Origin of the sequence: Variovorax jilinensis (assembly GCF_030316885.1) — a bacterium.
Taxonomy (GTDB): domain Bacteria; phylum Pseudomonadota; class Gammaproteobacteria; order Burkholderiales; family Burkholderiaceae_C; genus Variovorax; species Variovorax jilinensis.
In genome coordinates, this window is record NZ_JASZYQ010000008.1 from 103,830 (window position 1) to 120,287 (window position 16,458).

Sequence of the window (16,458 nt, forward strand, 5' to 3'; positions counted from 1 at the left end):
TGATGAGATTGACTGGAAAGACCGCTGTGGTGACCGGCGCCTCGCGTGGCATCGGACTGGCGATCGCGGATGCCTTTGCGCGCGAGGGTGCCAGCGTGGTGCTGGCGGACCTCGATGAGCCGGCGGCCGCGGCGGCGGCTAGCGACATCGCGCAACGCCACGGCGTACGGGCTATCGCGTTCAAGGCAGACGTCGCTTCCCAAGCGGACAACCAGGCACTGATCGACGCCACCCTGCGGGCCTTCGGAACGATCGACATCGTCGTGTGCAACGCGGGCATCGTGCGCAAGGCGCGGCCGATCGAGGAGATCACGCCCGAGCAGTGGCGGCAGGTGATCGACATCAACCTTATGGGCTGCGTCTATGCGACGCAGGCTGCGATTCCGCATCTGAAGGCGCAGCGGTCCGGTCGCATCATCTACATGGCTTCGGTCGCCGGCGAGATCGGCGGCGTGAGTGCCGAGATCACCTACTCAGTGTCGAAGGCTGGGGTGTTGTGCCTCACCAAGGCGGTCGCCAAGCAACTCGGCGCGTTCAACGTGACGGTCAACGCGATCGCGCCGGGAACGATCGAGACGGCCATGACCGATGTCCTGCAGTACGACCCCTCCGTCAGGGCCAGCGTGCCCTTGGGTCGATATGGCGACGTCGAGGACATCGCGCAGGCTGCGGTTTATCTGGCATGCGAGGACGGGAAGTACCTGACCGGCACCACGCTCGACGTCAATGGCGGACTTTTCATGCGTTAGCGCGCAGCGCTCCGACATCTCAACCCCTTTTGGAGATTTCCCATGGACATGTATGAAAAGCGCATCCGGCTGCGAGAGCTGCTTGCCGAAACGGAATGCACGCCATTGATGGGTGCCTACGACCTGCTGAGCGCACGTCTCATCGAGCAGACGGGGTTCCCCGTCCTCTACACGGGCAGCCTGGTCACCGGAGCGAGCGCCTTCGGACTGCCGGACGTCGGTCTGGTTCAGCTGCACGACCTGCTCGGGCTGGCACGCGAAATCGCCAAGGAAACCAATATCCCGATCGTCTGCGACGCCGACACGGGTTGGTATCACGCGGCGAACATCTGGCGCACCGTGCACGAATTCGAAGCGGCCGGAGCCTCGGCGATTCATATCGAAGACACCGTGTTCGGCAAGCACACGACGCACAAGGCCGTGCTCCTCGACCGCGAGGAGATGTGCGAACGGGTGCGCGCATGCTGTGACGCTCGCGTCGACAAGAACTTCATGATCGTCGCGCGCACGGACGCCCTCTACCTCAACGACGACATGGACGACGCGGTCGAGCGGATCAACGCCTACCTTGCCGCCGGTGCCGATGCGGGATTTATCGTCTTCAAGGGATCCATCAAGGCGCTCAAGGAATTCCGCGCCAGGATCAAAGGGCCGCTCATCACGACCAGCGTCGACTTCCAGGACTCGTTGGCCGAAGAGACCGAAGCGGGTGCGAACATGTCCGTCTACTGGCCGCTCAGCATCTTTGCGGCCTTCAAGGCCGTGAAGCATGTGTGCGAGTCGTTCTGGCGAGACAAGGATGCCACCAAGCTCAAGGAGTTTTGCTTCGACGAGGGAGCACTGAACGGCCTGATGCCCTACGAGAAGTTCTACGAGAACGTGAAGAAGTACAACGTCCAGGATCGGTTCGCGAAAGGCGGCAATGCTGACGCGCCGGCTCAACCAGGCGCTGGAGCGTAGGGTCTCTCTCGATCCGACGGCATCGAGTTCACGACCGGGTCAAATGCTGAGAAAGTGGTGGGTCCTGGAGCTCCTAGGCGATGGGCGCTGAAGTCACGCTAGGGTCCCGCTCGTTCACCGAAGCTGCAGGGCCAAGACGTTCGCTTTGATCGAACTCATCGGTTCTGAGCTGCAGGCTAGGTGCATCAGCGGAAGACGACCACCTGCTTCAGACTGGGTGACGCCGGTCGCATTCTTCGTCGGAACGACGGCAGTCACCTCAGAGCTGTCTTCCGCGAGTTTTGCGGCAAATGTCGACTCTCCGAAGCGAGCGATTGACGGCCCTTCAAAAGGCGGGGCTTCTCCGGGATCGGGATGCCGCTCTCGGAAGGTTCCAGCCGATCGCGATCCATTGAACAATTGGCCGGCGTGCCACACAATCGCTGTCCGCATCGCGACCAATCACGCATAGCGACCCGCAGCGGCACCGACTTGGTAGAAAGAGAGAGCGTTACATGGCCGAGAAACGCATGTCACCTAGCGGCGGCTTTCTGATCCAGAGTCGCGAGGGCAATGCGGGTAACTTTGAAGTGGTGATTCCATGGAGCGACAGCGGCCTCGCCCACTTTGGAAGGGCCAATGACACGCCAGGCTTCCCGTGGCTCGGTCCCTTTCGATTCGGCGCTGGCTACCACTACTTGGGAGCGTCGGTGATCGAGTCGGACTTTAAGGAGCATCCGGATCGCGATCTCGGCAATCTCGAGGTGCTGGCTACGACCTCCTCGGGTGAAGTGCACCACTACTGGCGCGAAAATGGCGGTGCGTTCCGATGGAACGGGCCTTTTCGGGTTTTCGACCGTGCGACCACGGCGCCGAGCTTGGCCTACACCCGGCAAACAGTCGCCGGATCTAGCTTTTACGTAGTCGCCGGCAATCTGGATCGAGGCCTTCAGTACTGGGAGCGACGAAACCAACCCACAATCATGTGGATACCCTGGGACGGCACCGCGCCGACGGTATTCGTCGGAATGTCTCTCGCCTTGACTGCGATCGGCGCTGCGAGTCCCCATGCGGAGTATTCGGAAGCCGGAGTCGGAGGTGATCACATAGTCGCTGCCGTGTCGAACGACGGCAATGTGCATCTTGTAGTGGAGGGCGTTGGCGGCCACATTCACGTGGAGAACGGCATCCCGTCCTTTCGCAATTGGCTGGACCATGCAGCAATCGGGGTGGAAATGTTCTTCGAACTGCATGGGCAGTTCCGCGGACGCCCGTCGCTGATCCAGGGCGATTACAACCTCGAGGAGCCCGCCCTCTTCAGACATGGCCACTACGGCAACCTTGAGCTGATCGTCCCCGCCGCGCGAGGTGGGTTTTTTCATTTCTGGAGGATCAGCGGCATCCCGGGGTATGAGCGGCAGAAAATTTCGTGGGGATGGGGCGGTCCGGTGAAGGTGTCGGGCCCGATTTACGACGAGGTCTCCATGATCCAGAGCAGCTTCTCGCGATCCGATCATGGAAACCTGGAAGTCGTCGCTCGTCATCGAGACCAAATGGGCTTCGACTTCTACTGGCGTGATGAAGCCTTCGCCTGGCACGGTCCGTTTCCCGTTTCCTGACATCGTGTCGACTGGATTGCTGCGGACTTCGGCTCGAATCAACCGTTGCAGAAGCACTCGGGCCCGAACTCCTCGCATTCGGCCTCCGTCTGCAGATGAAGGCCCCCGATCTCCACAAAAAGCATGAGAATCGCCGTCGGAGAGCCCGTCAAGCGGTAGACATCAATTCGGTATGACGCTTCAATGGTCGCCCCAACAGGGAGGTCTGCAATGTCCGATTCACCGTTCGTATTCGAAGTAGTGACCGGCGTGTACGTTGACGCCTCGGGCAAGATCTTGCCAGGCGCCGCCCCGCCGAAGGGGGTACCCGTTTATGGTGCCGCGTGGAAGACCTATGCTGATGACGCGGCCAAAATCAAGGACGCGTTGAAGTCCGTGAAAGACGCCATGGATGGGGTGCAGAAGAACCAAACGTTCCTGCTGGATATGCACGTGTGGGGCTCGACAAACCCCAACGCAGTAGGCTTGGTGCTGGACATCATCAAGGGCATAAGCGCTGTCGCCGGTGCAATTGCGCCTGTGTTTGCCGCAGTGGGCGTGGCGATTCAGGTGCTCGAGATGCTCAAAGTCTTTAGCAAAGGGCCTGACCCCTTGACGACTTTAGTCAATGAGCGCTTCAACGAGCTTAGCAAATTGATGGTTGGCAACTCGCAACAACTCTATCTGATGCACCTCGGCGACATGCGGGCTCCGCTAAACAGCTTGATCGACGACGTCTCCGCCTTCTCCGACACCCAGGACAACTTGGTGCTTGCCGACTACTTTGTGCAGCAACACGATACTGTCGTGAAGTTGAACAATGCGATGAGCCAGATACTGGCGATGTTCGACGCTGCTGGAAGTTGGATGGTGCAGCGTGATGAAACGCGGCTGAAGACCTGGGAAGCCATGCAGGGACGGCTGTTCTCGCAGACGGCAGGCGGGACGCTCTCGACTCGGAACATCGACAGAGGCTTGCAATTCGACCACCGCGCGATGGTGCCCTTTGTCATCAATGCGACGACTGGTTATCTCACGTGCTTACGCACCTTAGTGCCGGAATATCGCAGCACCAGTGCGCATGCGCCGACGCTTCGGCGATTTGCGGACGGCGTCGAGGCACTCGCTGCACAGATGCGGGAATCGGTGCTGCTGCGAACGCAGCACACCGCAGCTGACTTCGGACTGTACTTAGCCAACCCGGATGCCACCTTCGTGGTCGGCGCGCTGGACCCACTCACGCACAACGACGACTTCATCAGAAAGGAGCGTGCAGCGCCTGCCCAAGAACGGCCGACGCGTGCCGGGTGCATGGACTATGGCTGGTCGCCACCTGCTGTACTTGAGACGATCCCACTGGAGCAAGGCGGCCTTCACTACAACCGATACCGCATCTTGAATCCGCAGCAATGCGCGGACGCCGCGAACGAACAGGCGGCCAAGGACTACGCGGATTTGCTGGTGTTATCCGGTTACGTGCAGCTGATGCACCTGAGTACCCTCTGCCGGCATCAGGCCACCGAGCCCGACCGCAGTGAGACTGTTGCAGCGTCGCGACCGCCGCTGTTGACGTACACAGACGCCGTTGACAAGAAAAAGACAGTGGAGAGCCGTTGGATCTTGGGCCTGAGCCATGTGCAGGCCAAAGCCTTGGAGCGCACCCGGGAATGCTGGGCTAGCGTTCGGTTCAAGACCCAATCCCTCCGTCGAGGTGCCCCACTGATGCGGTACCGCGTTGTACTGAGAACGCTGCCGGAACTCAAAAGTTACTCCGATCACTTCGCCACCGGCTACGAACCCGACGCCGCTCATCCGGGATTCCAGAAACTCTACATCCAACGCGGATCCGAGTTGGACAGCAAGGCCATTATTTCGGAATGGACGCCTAGCTCGGCGAAAGAATCAATTCACATTCCGGAAACCACGGTAAGCCTAGAAGCGGACACCTATGACTGGTACATCCCCGTCAAGAGCTCGTTTGGTTCGGTAGCGGCGAAGCCAGTAGAGCTATCGCAGTTTCACGCAACCACTCAGTTCGTCGACAGCCAGACTGGCGTCCAAATCATGTCAAACTCGTTGTCAGGTGGTAGTGCCAACATGGACGCAATCGCCTTGAGGCAATCGGTAGGTGACTTGACAGGCCAGGGCTGGTTCCTGGGCCAGCCGCGTGCGGGGGGCCGCGATCGCAGCGCGCGGGAACGCAAGAGGCAGGAAGTGGATGTCACGTACATCCTCGACTGGGTAGAAGACGAGCTTGCCGTTTCTTTGAGAGTTGGACCAGAAGCGCGCAGTCTGTCTGTCTGCGTCGTGGTGGAAGAGCAATTCTTGTCCAGCCACGACAACGTGATGGAGACTGCGGCGGAGGTACCGATGGATGCCTTGGTGAGCTTCGTGCCGCAGAAGTTCTTCGAAGATGAGGCCAAGGCCATTGGACTGGCTGGAGCGGCGATTGCCAGAAACATTTTTCGCGAGGAGCTCGACCTGAGCGACATCCATGTTCCTGGGCCGGTGGAGGCAGACTTGGGCTTGATTTCGCCAGAGCATTGGGAAGGTGTTCTCAAGACGATACAGTCCACCCAGCCCGAGAAGTTCGAGCGGCTGATATCAGCTGTGAAACGCGACCTTCGTCGCAACTGAGGATTCCTGCGTCCGATCAGTGGTTGTTCCTTTCGCTCCCATGCTCTGTGCGGCAGCGCACCGCCCTTAAGCACGCGACGCCGACGGGACCAAGCGGCCGTTTCTAGTTCAAGACGGCGCTCCAGGTCACTGATGGGTCGGTACTAGCAGTGGAGATCCCGATGACAGCGGCCCTCCAAACGGCCAAGCTATATTGGGGGACGGCCCAACCGAATGACAGGAAACCGGCCGGCAACGTATGTCCGCGGCGCGGTTGTCCACGACAGCAAACGCTGCGTGGCCGACTGAAATGGTGGTGGGCCGGCCGTCGTCCGTTGGTCTGCTCAGCACAACCTCGATACCGGCCTCAAGTAGTCCAGATTGACGGTCAACATCCCCGAATCGTTCGGACTACGCAGAGGCAATGCTGGATGGTCACGATCGCTTCGCAGCTGCACCAATGATGTGTTGCAGGTTCATTGCCAGGATGACGGGAACCGCACACTTCCCATCCTCTATGGAAGGAATGCAACCTCGCTGTAGGCGTAGCGGTTGATCGTCTGCAGTGCACCGGAGAAGGGTCAACTCGATACCAGGCTGAACGACTGCAAATGCTGCAACTGCGAGTTCTCAACACGGCCCAATCGTGGAGATTGCGATCGCTCCATACTTTCGACACAATCGCAGGCTCGGGTCACAGGGGGCTGAGGTCACGTCGTGAGACAGGAGGTCCTGATGAACGGTGTTTGGGTGCGCCTCCCTCAACCTAACGCTGGGGTTGTCATCTTCGTCCACGGCATTCTTGCCAATGGCGAGCGCTCCTGGAAGAACCAAAACGGGTCTTATTGGCCGAAATTGCTGGAGCAGGAGCCTTCGCTCGCTCATCTGGGTATCTACGTCTACACCTATCAGACTGGTTTTGCGAGCGGACACTATTCGGTCAGCAACGTCGTTGACGATCTTACGGAGCGGCTGAAGACGGAGCAGACGGATTCGGGTCCAATCTGGAAGGGTGGTGTGCTTCTCTTCGTCTGTCACAGCATGGGTGGGATTGTTGTCCGCAAGCTGGTCGTGCGCCGGCAGGCTGAACTGATCGAGATGGGAGCCAAGATTGGCCTATTCCTTGTAGCCTCTCCTTCGCTCGGATCTGCCTACGCGAACTGGATTGAAGGGGTCGCCCGGGCGGCAGGCCACTCCCAAGCCCTTTCATTGACCTTTGGCGAGGACAACCAATGGCTGAACGACCTGGATTCGGAGTTTCAAACACTCAAAGAAAGTCGTCGACTCTTCATTGCTGGCCGTGAGCTGCATGAGGACAAACTGTTTGTCCAAGAGGGGAAATCCATCCTCCGCCGGTTGCTGGGTTCCCGGCCACCGCCAATAGTTCAGCCATTTTCGGCCAGCCGCTATTTTGGCGACCCGCTGAAGATCCCTCATTCGGACCACTCGTCCATTGTGAAGCCCGCCCATCGAAAAGAGATCGCGCATCGGGCACTCGTGCGCTTCCTTGAGGAGACCCTTACAGAACTCTCTGCTACTGAAGGACAACCTAAAGACCTCGAAGAGGCCATCTCGCCCCCCGACAGCAATACGGTGCTCTCGCGGTACACACAAGGCTTGATGGGGGCAAGCATTGATGATTTGGTCGTCACCGCGTCGGTCATGCGGCGTCTTGAAGAAATGGTTTTGGCGACCTACTACAGCAAGACTCAGCTCAACGCGATCTTTCATGGTCCAGGAGGTGTGGGGAAGGTACTGGCCGCACGCTGCATCGCAACGCGCTTGCAGTTGAGGGCTCTCCGAGTAGACCTTAGCGCGGTAGTTGCCGCAAACGCACCGCGGCAGACTCTTCAATCCGTACTCGAGGCGGCAGGCACAGCACAGGACTGCATACTTGTGTTCGAGGACGCAGACCGCTTTGTCGAAAGCGATGCTACGGCGCTGTCCATCCAACTGACGGGCAACTGGATCATCACGGCGAGTGCATCGAACATGCTTCCCCATGAATGGCTTGGCGCTCACACTGACTTGATCGCATTCGACTTACCGGACACCCTAACTCGGGAACACATCTGGAGACGTTCGATTCCACTAGGAATGCCACTTCTGTACGGCACAGACTTCGCTGCGCTCTCAGAGCACGAGCTAAATGGCGAGGAAATTCTGGTGTCTGTCGAGCGAGCATGGCAACTTGCTAAGGCCGAAGCTAGCGCGGTAGAGATGATTCACTTTGAACGTGCGGTTGAGATCGTGATTGGAAATCGATCTCCCGGACGTTCGTTGACTTGAGGGCTTGGGTTCCTCTTCTAAGCGCCAGAAAATGGGGGAATACTAGCCTGCATTTTTTGAGCATCTCCTCCGAGCAAAACCTATTAGGCGTTGGCGGCCGATAGGGGAGTATCGCGTTCCGTATGACCGGAGAGCGGAGTCTGCGGTCATTCGCATCCATCGATCTGATGGTCTGCTATCGCTGCATAGCGGACAGAAAGCCCGCCTCACCCAAATGCCTGTGGTCGACGACCGCGAGCGGCGCACGCCATTTGACAGAGGTTATCAGGCTACCATGACCCCATGGACCTGCGCCAACTCCGCTACTTCGTTGCGCTCGCCACCCAGCAGCACTACGGCAAGGCGGCGGGCGTCCTGCATGTGACACAGCCGGCGCTGAGCCGGCAGATCCAGTTGCTTGAGGAGGAACTGGGCGTGCGGCTCTTCGAGCGCCATGCCAGGGGTGCCGCCCCGACCGAAGAGGCGCGCATGTTGCTCGAGCGCGCGGTGTTCCTACTGCGCTATGCGGAGCAGATGAAGACCGACCTCCTGGCACGCCAGCGCGAACCACGCGGACCCGTGGCTGTTGGGCTGTCACCCGGGCTTGCCCAGCAGCTGTCCGTGCTACTCACCAAAGCCGTGCTCGAGCGCTTTCCCGAGGTGCGCTTGCGCATCATCGAAGGCTTTGCACCGTCGCTGCAGCAGATGCTGACCAGCGGCGAAGTGGACGTCGCGCTGCTGATCGAGCCTGTAGAACGAACGAACCTGCAGAGTATTTCTTTGATGAAAGAGCAGGTCTGCCTGGTCGCCAGGCATGACGACGCGCGCTTTTCAATGCTGGGCAAGGTCCGGGTGCGCGACCTCGACGGCGTGCCGCTGGTGATGACAGGCCGGATCAAGTCGGGCGTGAGGCTCGAGTTGGAAGTGGCCGCGGCGCGCGCCAAGATCGAGCTAAACCAGGTGGTCGAGGTCGAGACGGCGGAAGTGGCACGCCGGTTGGTCATGGACGGCGTCGGCGTGACGGCCCACTTCGCCGCTGCCGTGCAGGAAGACCTGGACGCCGGCCGCCTGCGCGCGATCCCCATCGACGGCCTGTTCCTGCACCGCGTGATCGCGCGCGCATCGGACCGCCCTGCCTCGCGGGCCACCGAGGGCGTGATGCAGGTGCTGCGGGAAGCTGTGCAGGCGCATGTACGCGAGGGCCGCTGGCCCAACGCGACCCTCGCCTGATGCCAGGCGCCGATGCCGGCGCGTTATCGACCCGATCAGAAGATGTGCTTGGACGCGCTTGCCCATTGTCCCTAACCTTGCGCCTGTCCTGAACCGCCCGGTTGCAGGGCATCACAAGAACAGGAGACACGCATGCTTCACGACCGCAGGTCCTTCATCGGCGCATTGGCCGTCACCGCACTCGTGCCCCGCTGGGCCCAGGCCGATGCGTCGCAGCCGCTGCGCATCGTTGTGCCCTTTTCTGCCGGCAGCGGCACGGACATCACCGCGCGCATCCTGGCGGACACCATCACCAAAGGCACCGGGCGGCCCGTGATCGTGGACAACAAGGCCGGCGCCGGCGGTTCCCTGGGCGCCCTCGAGGTGGCGCGCGCACGGCCGGACGGCAACACGGTCCTCTACACCACCGGGGGTTTTACAACCAACGCGGTCCTCATGAAAAAGCTGCCCTTCGACTCCATTGCCGATTTCACGCCGGTGACGCGTCTCTCTCGTTCGTCGGGCTTTGCCTTGCTGGTCAGCGACAAGTCGCCATACAAGACCATCGGCGAGTTCATTGCGGCTGCCAAGGACAAGCCGGGGTTCCTGAACTTCGGTTCTTCGGGCGTGGGCAACACCACGCACGTTATCGGCGTGCTGTTCTGCAAAGGCGTGGGCGTGGACCTGGTCCACGTCCCTTTTAAGGGAACGCCGACCACGGACCTGATCTCGGGAACGGTCGACTGCGCCTTCCTTTCGCCTTCGGTAGCTTTCCAGCAGATCAAGGCGGGCCAGCTGCGTGCGCTGGGCATTTCCGGCACCGTGCGCTCGCCGTTGCTGCCGGAGGTTCCCACCTTTGCCGAATCGCGCCTGAGTGTGCAGGACATCCCGGCCTGGTCCGGCGTCTGGGCGCCCGCCAAACTGCCCGCGCCGTTGCTGGAGTCGCTGTATGAGACGCTGGCCAACGCAGTGAAGGCGCCCGCCTTCGTGAAGTTCTCACAGGAAAGCGGGGGCGAGCCCGACAGCCAGCGGCCGGACGCTTTCAAGGCGTATGTCACCGCGGAGATCGAGCGCTACCGCAAGCTGCTGCCCCCGCTGGGCATCGAGATGAGCTGAAGGGACATGGCTTTGCTGGACACCCTCGAGCTCAACGGAACGCGCACGGCTTATGAAGTGGACGGCACCGGGCCGCCGCTGCTGATGCTGCATGGCGCTGAAGGCACCAGGCGGCAGTTCGCGCTCATCCGACCCGCGCTGGTCGAGCACTTCACGGTCATCACCTACGACCAGCGCGACTGCGGTGACACCGTCAACCCCGAACAACCTGCCACCCTGTCGATGCTCGCCGACGATGCCAAGGCGCTGCTTGATGCCTTGGGACATGCGACCGCCCATGTGTTCGGCACCTCCTTCGGTGGACGCGTCGCGCAGGCCCTGGCGGTGCGGCACCCAGATGTGATCCGGCGTCTGGTGCTGGGCAGCACCTGGCCGCTCCAGGTGTCGATCGCACAGGCCAATGCGGAAGTGGCGCAGGCCCTGGCACGACTGCGCAGCGCGCTGCCGGAGTCCGCAGAACAGATGGCCCAATACTTCTACCCGTCGGCCTACTTGCAGGCAAATCCGGCTGCCCGGCGTCACTTCGCGTCGGCCCCAGCCCGATCGGTACGGTCCGAACGCCGGGCCGCGGCCACAGGCGACATCCCCGACCTGGACATCGGCCGCATTGCGAAGCCCACGTTGCTGATCGCCGGTGCGCTGGACCGGGTTGTGCCCATGGCACTGACCCTTTCCCTCGCGCAAGGCATTTCCGGCAGCCAGAGCATCGTGCTGCCCGATGTGGGTCATCTGGCCGTGACTCAGGCGCCCGACTTGATGGCCCACCACCTGATCGACTTCCTGGCCTAGCGCCTCAACCTGTGCGCGCCGTGTGGCGCCTTGGAGATCTGACAAATGCTGGAGATTCCTGTCCTCATCGTTGGCGGCGGCCCCGTGGGCCTCACCGCTTCCGTCTACCTGTCGCACTTCGGCATCGACTCGCTGCTGATCGAGCGCCATGAAGGCACGGCGACGCTGCCCAAGGCCCGTGCGCTCAATGCGCGCACAATGGAGATGTACCGCCAGATCGGCCTTGAAGACGCGATCCGCGCCGTCGCGATGCCGGCGCGCTTCAATGGCATGGTGATGTGGGTGGAGAGCCTTGCTGGACGCGAGATTAACCGGCTGGTCCCCACACGCGGCGCTGCGAGCCAGGCGTTCTCGGTCACGGGCAACTGCGGCTGCTCGCAGGACGTGCTGGAACCGGTGCTGCGCCACCGGGCCGATACCGATGGCCCGGGACGGGTCCGCTTCGGCACCGAGCTGGTCGAGTGGCAGGTGGAAGGCGACGGTGTGCGCGCGCGCATCCGCGACAGCGGAGGCCGCGAACAGGACATCCGGGCGCGTTACATGATCGCGGCCGATGGCTCGCAGAGCCGCATCCGGCGCCAATTGGGCATCGAGCGCGACGGCGAACGCGACGTATACGACAGCGTCAACATCCATTGCCGGGTCGACCTCACGCCCTGGGTGACCGAGCGGCCGGCCGGCCTGTACCTCATCGAGCAGCCGGAACTGCGCGGCACGTTCATGACCATCAACGGCAGCGACCGCTGGGGCTTTCTGGTCACCTCGCTGGCGCACTACGGCTACACGCCCGAACAGTTCACGCCCGACTTCTGCGTTGAGATCATCCGCCGGGCCGTGGGCGCCGGTGACATCGCGGTCGAGGTGCTCGGCGTCGGCGCCTGGAAGGCGTCAGCGCTGGTCGCCCAGCGCTACCGCTCAGGACCTGTGCTGTTGGCCGGCGATGCGGCGCACGAGATGCCACCGACCGGCGGCTTTGGTCTGAACACCGGCGTACAGGATGCCCAGAATCTGGCATGGAAACTGGCGGCCGTCCTCCACGGCGAGGCCGGCGACGGTTTGCTGGACAGCTATGACACCGAGCGGCGACCGGTGGGGCAGGCGGTGACCCAGACAAGCCTCCTGAACGCACTGTCGATGGGGCGCACGGCGCGCCAGGAGAAAGCCGTCTTGCCCCGCAAGGAATTCCTCAACGAGGTCGGCCTGATCTTCGGCGCCAACTACGCCGCCGGGGCCGTGGCGCCGGACGGGATCGGGCACCATGTCGACGACCCGGTGCTGCAGTACGCGCCCAGTGCCACGCCGGGTTGCCGTGCGCCGCACGTTGCGCTCGCACCGGACGGATGCACCCAGTCCACGCTCGACTACCTGGGGCGAGGGTTCGTGCTCCTTACGGCGCCCGGCGGTGTCGCATGGCGCGATGCGGCGACAGGGCTGCCGTCGCCGCGCATCGAATGCGTGGTCATCGGCGACGAGCGCCAACAAGACGGAGCTGACTGGCTGCAGACCTATGGCTTGGAAGCCGACGGCGCAGCGCTGGTGCGGCCGGACGGCCACGTGGCCTGGCGTTCGCGAGGCAGTGCAGACGACGCGGCCGGGCTTCTCGGCGCCGCGATGGACACAGTGCTGTGCCGCGCCTCGCCGGGAAGCGCCGCATGATCGCCAACGTCTCGACGCTTCATCACTTCACGGTCGGCTGCGCGCCTGCTGACCTGCCGGTGCTCTTGGCGTTCTACACCCGCACGCTCGGCTTGACTGAGGGCTATCGGCCGGACCTGCGGAACCCCGGGTACTGGCTCTACGCCGGCGGGCACGCTCTGGTGCACCTCAATGCATTGCTGAAGGAAACCCCGGCGCGCGGCGGCGGCGGCGGGCTCGACCACATTGCACTGGTCGCGCACGGGCTGGTCTCGACCCGCGCGTCGCTTCAAGCCGAGGGCATCCCCTTCGAGGAGTCGCCACTGAAGGGCACGCACCTGCATCAGGTTTTCGTGAAGGATCCGCTGGGCCTGAAACTCGAGCTGAACTTCGACCTGGACGCTGAGGGGCTGCTGGCCGCGCCGTCTTCGCCGTGAAGACCTCAGCATCCCTCGCAGAGATCGCATGGCGCACGCCGGAGGAACGTGAGTTCATCGCGCGGAACGTTCGGTTCCACAGCGGCGAGACGCTGCCGGAACTCCGGCTCGGGTACACCGTGCTCGGCAATCCCAAGGGCGCCCCTGTGCTTGTGCTGCACGGCACGGGCGGCACGGGCCGCGGCATGCTGTCGCCGGAATTTGGTGGCGAGTTGTTCGGACCCGGCCAGGCGCTGGATGCAGCCACGCATTTCATCGTGCTGCCGGACGCCATCGGTCACGGCCGCAGCAGCAAACCCTCGGACGGGCTGCGCACCGGATTTCCGCGCTATGGCTACGAGGACATGGTGGATGCACAGCACCGGCTGGTGACCGAAGGCCTTGGCCTGCACAGGCTGCGGCTGGTGCTGGGCACATCCATGGGCGGCATGCATGCGTGGCTCTGGGGTGTGCGTCATCCGGCCGTCATGGATGCGCTGGTTCCACTCTCTTCACAGCCGGCGCCGATGTCGGGCCGCAATTGGCTGTTGCGGCGTGTGATGGCCGACGCCATTCGGAACGATCCGCAATGGCAGGCGGGTCAGTACACCGCCCAGCCGCCCGGCGCCCGTGCCGCATGGGAGGCATTCAATGTGGCAACGAATGGCGGCACCCTGGCCATCGACAAAGCCGCGCCCGACCGTGAGGCCGCCGACCGGTGGTTGGCCGCCTTGCGGGCGCGAGCCTTCGACACGGATGCGAACGACCTGCTCTACCAGTACGAGGCCGCGCACGACTACGACCCGTCGCCCGGCCTCGATCGACTCCGGGCACATGTCCTGGCGGTCGTGTCGGCTGACGACGAGCGCAATCCGCAAGAAACCGGAGCCCTGGAGCGGGCCATCGGCCGCCTGCAGGATACGAGTCTTTTTGTCGTGCCGGCGAGCGCCAACACCTGTGGCCATGGCACGGTGCGCTTCGCGAAATGGTGGTCGGAAGAATTGCTGAAATTTCTGCGTTCAGTCCCGACGGCCTGACGGTTCCAGCCGGCATTGAAATGCATCCAGCTGGCGCGCCGTCCGAGACTTCGCCGGTTCTGCCTCGCGGTCTGCTGCCGCGATCGGTTACCCCAAGGTCTAACTGGCCCGCACTTGAATGCTGAACTCCGAAAAAGCGTTTCTGAGTTGGGTTTGGATCGAGGCCAGACGACTTCTTCATCGGCTCGTCAGTCCGCTTCCGCTGCTCACCGGCCGCATGACCGACACGTTGAGAATACAGGCTGGGGGAAAGCGGTGAGCGAAGGTCGCTGGCCCCGCACAGTTTCGCAGTCACGGCACGGTCAACTGGTTCTAGCCCGCATTCGACGATGCTTCGGCTGATCGAATTCCTATTGCTCGACTTTGGGCATGTCAGGGATGCCGGCCACCCGCGCAGCAGTCACGCGCCGCTCACGCAGGGCCGCGGCGCGATCGCCAAATGTCGAGCCGAACCATCCGCTCCCTATGCGAGGAACCTTCGACTGCAACACTGCCGCCTCCTTCCGGGCTTCGGGCAGGCGATCGAGTTCGACCAGGGCGGCAATCCGATCCTGGCGACAACGCCAGAAGTCCGGCGCCCGCGTCAGGCAGTCATCGGCTACGCGAATTGCTTCTTCGAAGCGTCCATTCGCCCATAGCGCGGTGGCATAAAAAGCTGGGAGGTACGCAGGGGGTAGCGGATTTCGGTTCATTGCCTGCTCTAGGTTGCCGAGAGCGGGCTCGACTTGGCCGAGTTGAAGATGTGCCGCGCCAACGACGTAAAAGCACTCAGCATCGTTCGGACTGAGTCGGCATGCCTGCTGCGCGGCCGCAAGTGCGCCATCAAGGTCTCCTGCCCGACTCAGCGCCTGCGACAAGGCGACATAGGCGGTCGGAAGGCCCGGCTGCAGTTCGATCGCACGTCTGATCTGGTGCAGCACTTCGTCGATGCGACGCTCGTCCCACTCGCCGGTCAGATGCAGACCGATGTCGACTGTGTTGGCAATGCCGAGGAAGGCCCATGCCGGTGCGAAGTCCGGGTCGATCGCGACGGCCTCGGTAAGAAGGCGCCGCGATTCGCGGATGCCCTGCGCGTTGTACCGCAACAGCATGGCCCTTCCATGCGCCACCAACACATAGGCGTCGAGCGTCTTCGGCGGCTGCGCAAGCGCACGCTGCTGCTCGGTCCCGGCCACCTTGGCCTGCAGCGTGCCGGCGATTCGGCCTACCAGCGCCAGTTGGGCGGCGCCGAGCGCGGCTCGATCGACCATGTCGGAACCCGACCAGACGACCCGACCATCCTGGCTGTCAAGCAATTCGACACCCATCCGCAACTGCTCGCCTTCGCGGCGCACCGTGCCGTCCACGATGTGGCGGCTGCGCAGCCGCTTCCCTACCTCCGCCAACGGCGTCATGCCGTCGGCGAACTGGAAGCTCGACTGGCTCGAGACGACGCGCAGGTTGGGGCTGCGCGCCAACTCGGACACCAAGTCCGCCGCTACGTTGCGGGCGAGAACCGCGCCGTCGGCGTCACCGGGCGGGCCCTTGAATGCGAGCACCGCGATTGAAGGGAGTCCACCGGGATCGTCTACTGCCCTGGACGCTTCTGTTCGAACGCGCGCCTGCCAGAAGGCCGCCGCGCCTAGCAGCACGATTGTTACGCTGCCGAGGACCAGCCAACGGCGAGCGAGACTCGATGTACCACCTGTGACCTCGGCGCTCCGGTTATGGGTTTCATTCGCCATGGTGGCCGCCACCAGCAGGTAGCCGCGGCGCGGCACGGTCTTCACCAGGCGGTGGCCTGTGTCGCCGAGGGCGCGACGCACGTCGCCGACCGCCTGGACGAGCGAGTCGTCTGTAACGACGACCCCCGGCCAGACAGCGGCCATCAGCTCATCTTTGGTGACCAGCCGGCCTGCGCTTTGCGCGAGGAGACGCAAGACCTGAAACGCCTGCGGCCGCAGTTCCACCGGCTTGCCGGCAGCGTCCAGGAGGGCTTGCTGTGCGAGGTCGACGACGAAGCCTGCGACCTGCAGACGCGTCGGTGTGACGATGAAATCATGTTCGGCTCGATCCACAGCGAAGCCTCTGCGCAGGAATGCGCGTG

12 protein-coding genes are annotated in these 16,458 nt (G+C 62.7%); 11 read left to right on the top strand and 1 reads right to left on the bottom strand.

Going from position 1 to position 16,458, the window contains the following annotated elements; genetic code table 11:
• The first annotated feature begins 8 nt into the window (after positions 1–8).
• The 11 genes from QTH87_RS22805 (at position 9) to QTH87_RS22855 (ending at position 14,372) form a co-directional block, all read left to right on the top strand.
• Complete coding sequence (locus tag QTH87_RS22805; RefSeq protein WP_286612357.1) at positions 9–749, top strand: SDR family NAD(P)-dependent oxidoreductase; 741 nt, start codon at positions 9–11, stop codon at positions 747–749.
• A 42-nt stretch (positions 750–791) separates the two neighbouring features.
• A complete protein-coding gene (locus QTH87_RS22810) occupies positions 792–1,709 on the top strand; it encodes an isocitrate lyase/PEP mutase family protein (RefSeq protein ID WP_286612358.1) in 918 nt (305 codons plus the stop codon).
• A 494-nt stretch (positions 1,710–2,203) separates the two neighbouring features.
• Positions 2,204–3,307 carry a hypothetical protein gene (locus QTH87_RS22815; RefSeq protein WP_286612359.1) on the top strand — a complete coding sequence of 368 codons (1,104 nt, stop codon included), beginning with the start codon at positions 2,204–2,206 and terminating at the stop codon, positions 3,305–3,307.
• Positions 3,308–3,517: 210 nt separating this feature from the next.
• Complete coding sequence (locus QTH87_RS22820) at positions 3,518–5,923, top strand: hypothetical protein (RefSeq protein WP_286612360.1); 2,406 nt, start codon at positions 3,518–3,520, stop codon at positions 5,921–5,923.
• Between the two features lie 714 nt (positions 5,924–6,637).
• Positions 6,638–8,191, top strand: coding sequence for an alpha/beta fold hydrolase (locus tag QTH87_RS22825; RefSeq protein ID WP_286612361.1), 1,554 nt, complete (start codon positions 6,638–6,640; stop codon positions 8,189–8,191).
• Positions 8,192–8,473: 282 nt separating this feature from the next.
• The gene (locus QTH87_RS22830) at positions 8,474–9,400 is read left to right on the top strand and encodes a LysR family transcriptional regulator (RefSeq protein WP_286612362.1); all 927 of its coding nucleotides are present in this window, start codon (positions 8,474–8,476) and stop codon (positions 9,398–9,400) included.
• A gap of 132 nt (positions 9,401–9,532) precedes the next feature.
• Complete coding sequence (locus QTH87_RS22835; RefSeq protein ID WP_286612363.1) at positions 9,533–10,495, top strand: Bug family tripartite tricarboxylate transporter substrate binding protein; 963 nt, start codon at positions 9,533–9,535, stop codon at positions 10,493–10,495.
• 6 nt (positions 10,496–10,501) lie between these two features.
• Positions 10,502–11,284, top strand: coding sequence for an alpha/beta fold hydrolase (locus tag QTH87_RS22840; protein WP_286612364.1), 783 nt, complete (start codon positions 10,502–10,504; stop codon positions 11,282–11,284).
• 45 nt (positions 11,285–11,329) lie between these two features.
• On the top strand, positions 11,330–12,940 hold the full coding sequence (locus tag QTH87_RS22845) for an FAD-dependent monooxygenase (protein ID WP_286612365.1): 1,611 nt from the start codon (positions 11,330–11,332) through the stop codon (positions 12,938–12,940).
• Positions 12,937–13,356: a VOC family protein gene (locus tag QTH87_RS22850; RefSeq protein WP_286612366.1), complete on the top strand. Its 420-nt coding sequence runs from the start codon at positions 12,937–12,939 to the stop codon at positions 13,354–13,356. Before QTH87_RS22845 ends, QTH87_RS22850 begins: the two co-directional genes overlap by 4 nt.
• A complete protein-coding gene (locus QTH87_RS22855; protein ID WP_286612367.1) occupies positions 13,353–14,372 on the top strand; it encodes an alpha/beta fold hydrolase in 1,020 nt (339 codons plus the stop codon). The genes QTH87_RS22850 and QTH87_RS22855 overlap by 4 nt, the downstream gene beginning before the upstream one ends.
• A gap of 350 nt (positions 14,373–14,722) precedes the next feature.
• Here the strand turns inward: QTH87_RS22855 and QTH87_RS22860 are convergent, their stop codons facing one another.
• Positions 14,723–16,429 (bottom strand): winged helix-turn-helix domain-containing tetratricopeptide repeat protein, encoded by a 1,707-nt coding sequence (locus tag QTH87_RS22860; RefSeq protein ID WP_286612368.1) that lies wholly within the window; start codon positions 16,427–16,429, stop codon positions 14,723–14,725.
• Between the last annotated feature and the right edge of the window lie 29 nt (positions 16,430–16,458).

Bases quoted from the DNA above. Each gene is read 5' to 3' on its own strand.
- QTH87_RS22810 (WP_286612358.1), top strand. From the start codon at position 792: ATGGACATGTATGAAAAGCGCATCCGGCTGCGAGAGCTGCTTGCCGAA.
- QTH87_RS22815 (WP_286612359.1), top strand. From the start codon at position 2,204: ATGGCCGAGAAACGCATGTCACCTAGCGGCGGCTTTCTGATCCAGAGT.
- QTH87_RS22820 (WP_286612360.1), top strand. From the start codon at position 3,518: ATGTCCGATTCACCGTTCGTATTCGAAGTAGTGACCGGCGTGTACGTT.
- QTH87_RS22825 (WP_286612361.1), top strand. From the start codon at position 6,638: ATGAACGGTGTTTGGGTGCGCCTCCCTCAACCTAACGCTGGGGTTGTC.
- QTH87_RS22830 (WP_286612362.1), top strand. From the start codon at position 8,474: ATGGACCTGCGCCAACTCCGCTACTTCGTTGCGCTCGCCACCCAGCAG.
- QTH87_RS22835 (WP_286612363.1), top strand. From the start codon at position 9,533: ATGCTTCACGACCGCAGGTCCTTCATCGGCGCATTGGCCGTCACCGCA.
- QTH87_RS22840 (WP_286612364.1), top strand. From the start codon at position 10,502: ATGGCTTTGCTGGACACCCTCGAGCTCAACGGAACGCGCACGGCTTAT.
- QTH87_RS22845 (WP_286612365.1), top strand. From the start codon at position 11,330: ATGCTGGAGATTCCTGTCCTCATCGTTGGCGGCGGCCCCGTGGGCCTC.
- QTH87_RS22850 (WP_286612366.1), top strand. From the start codon at position 12,937: ATGATCGCCAACGTCTCGACGCTTCATCACTTCACGGTCGGCTGCGCG.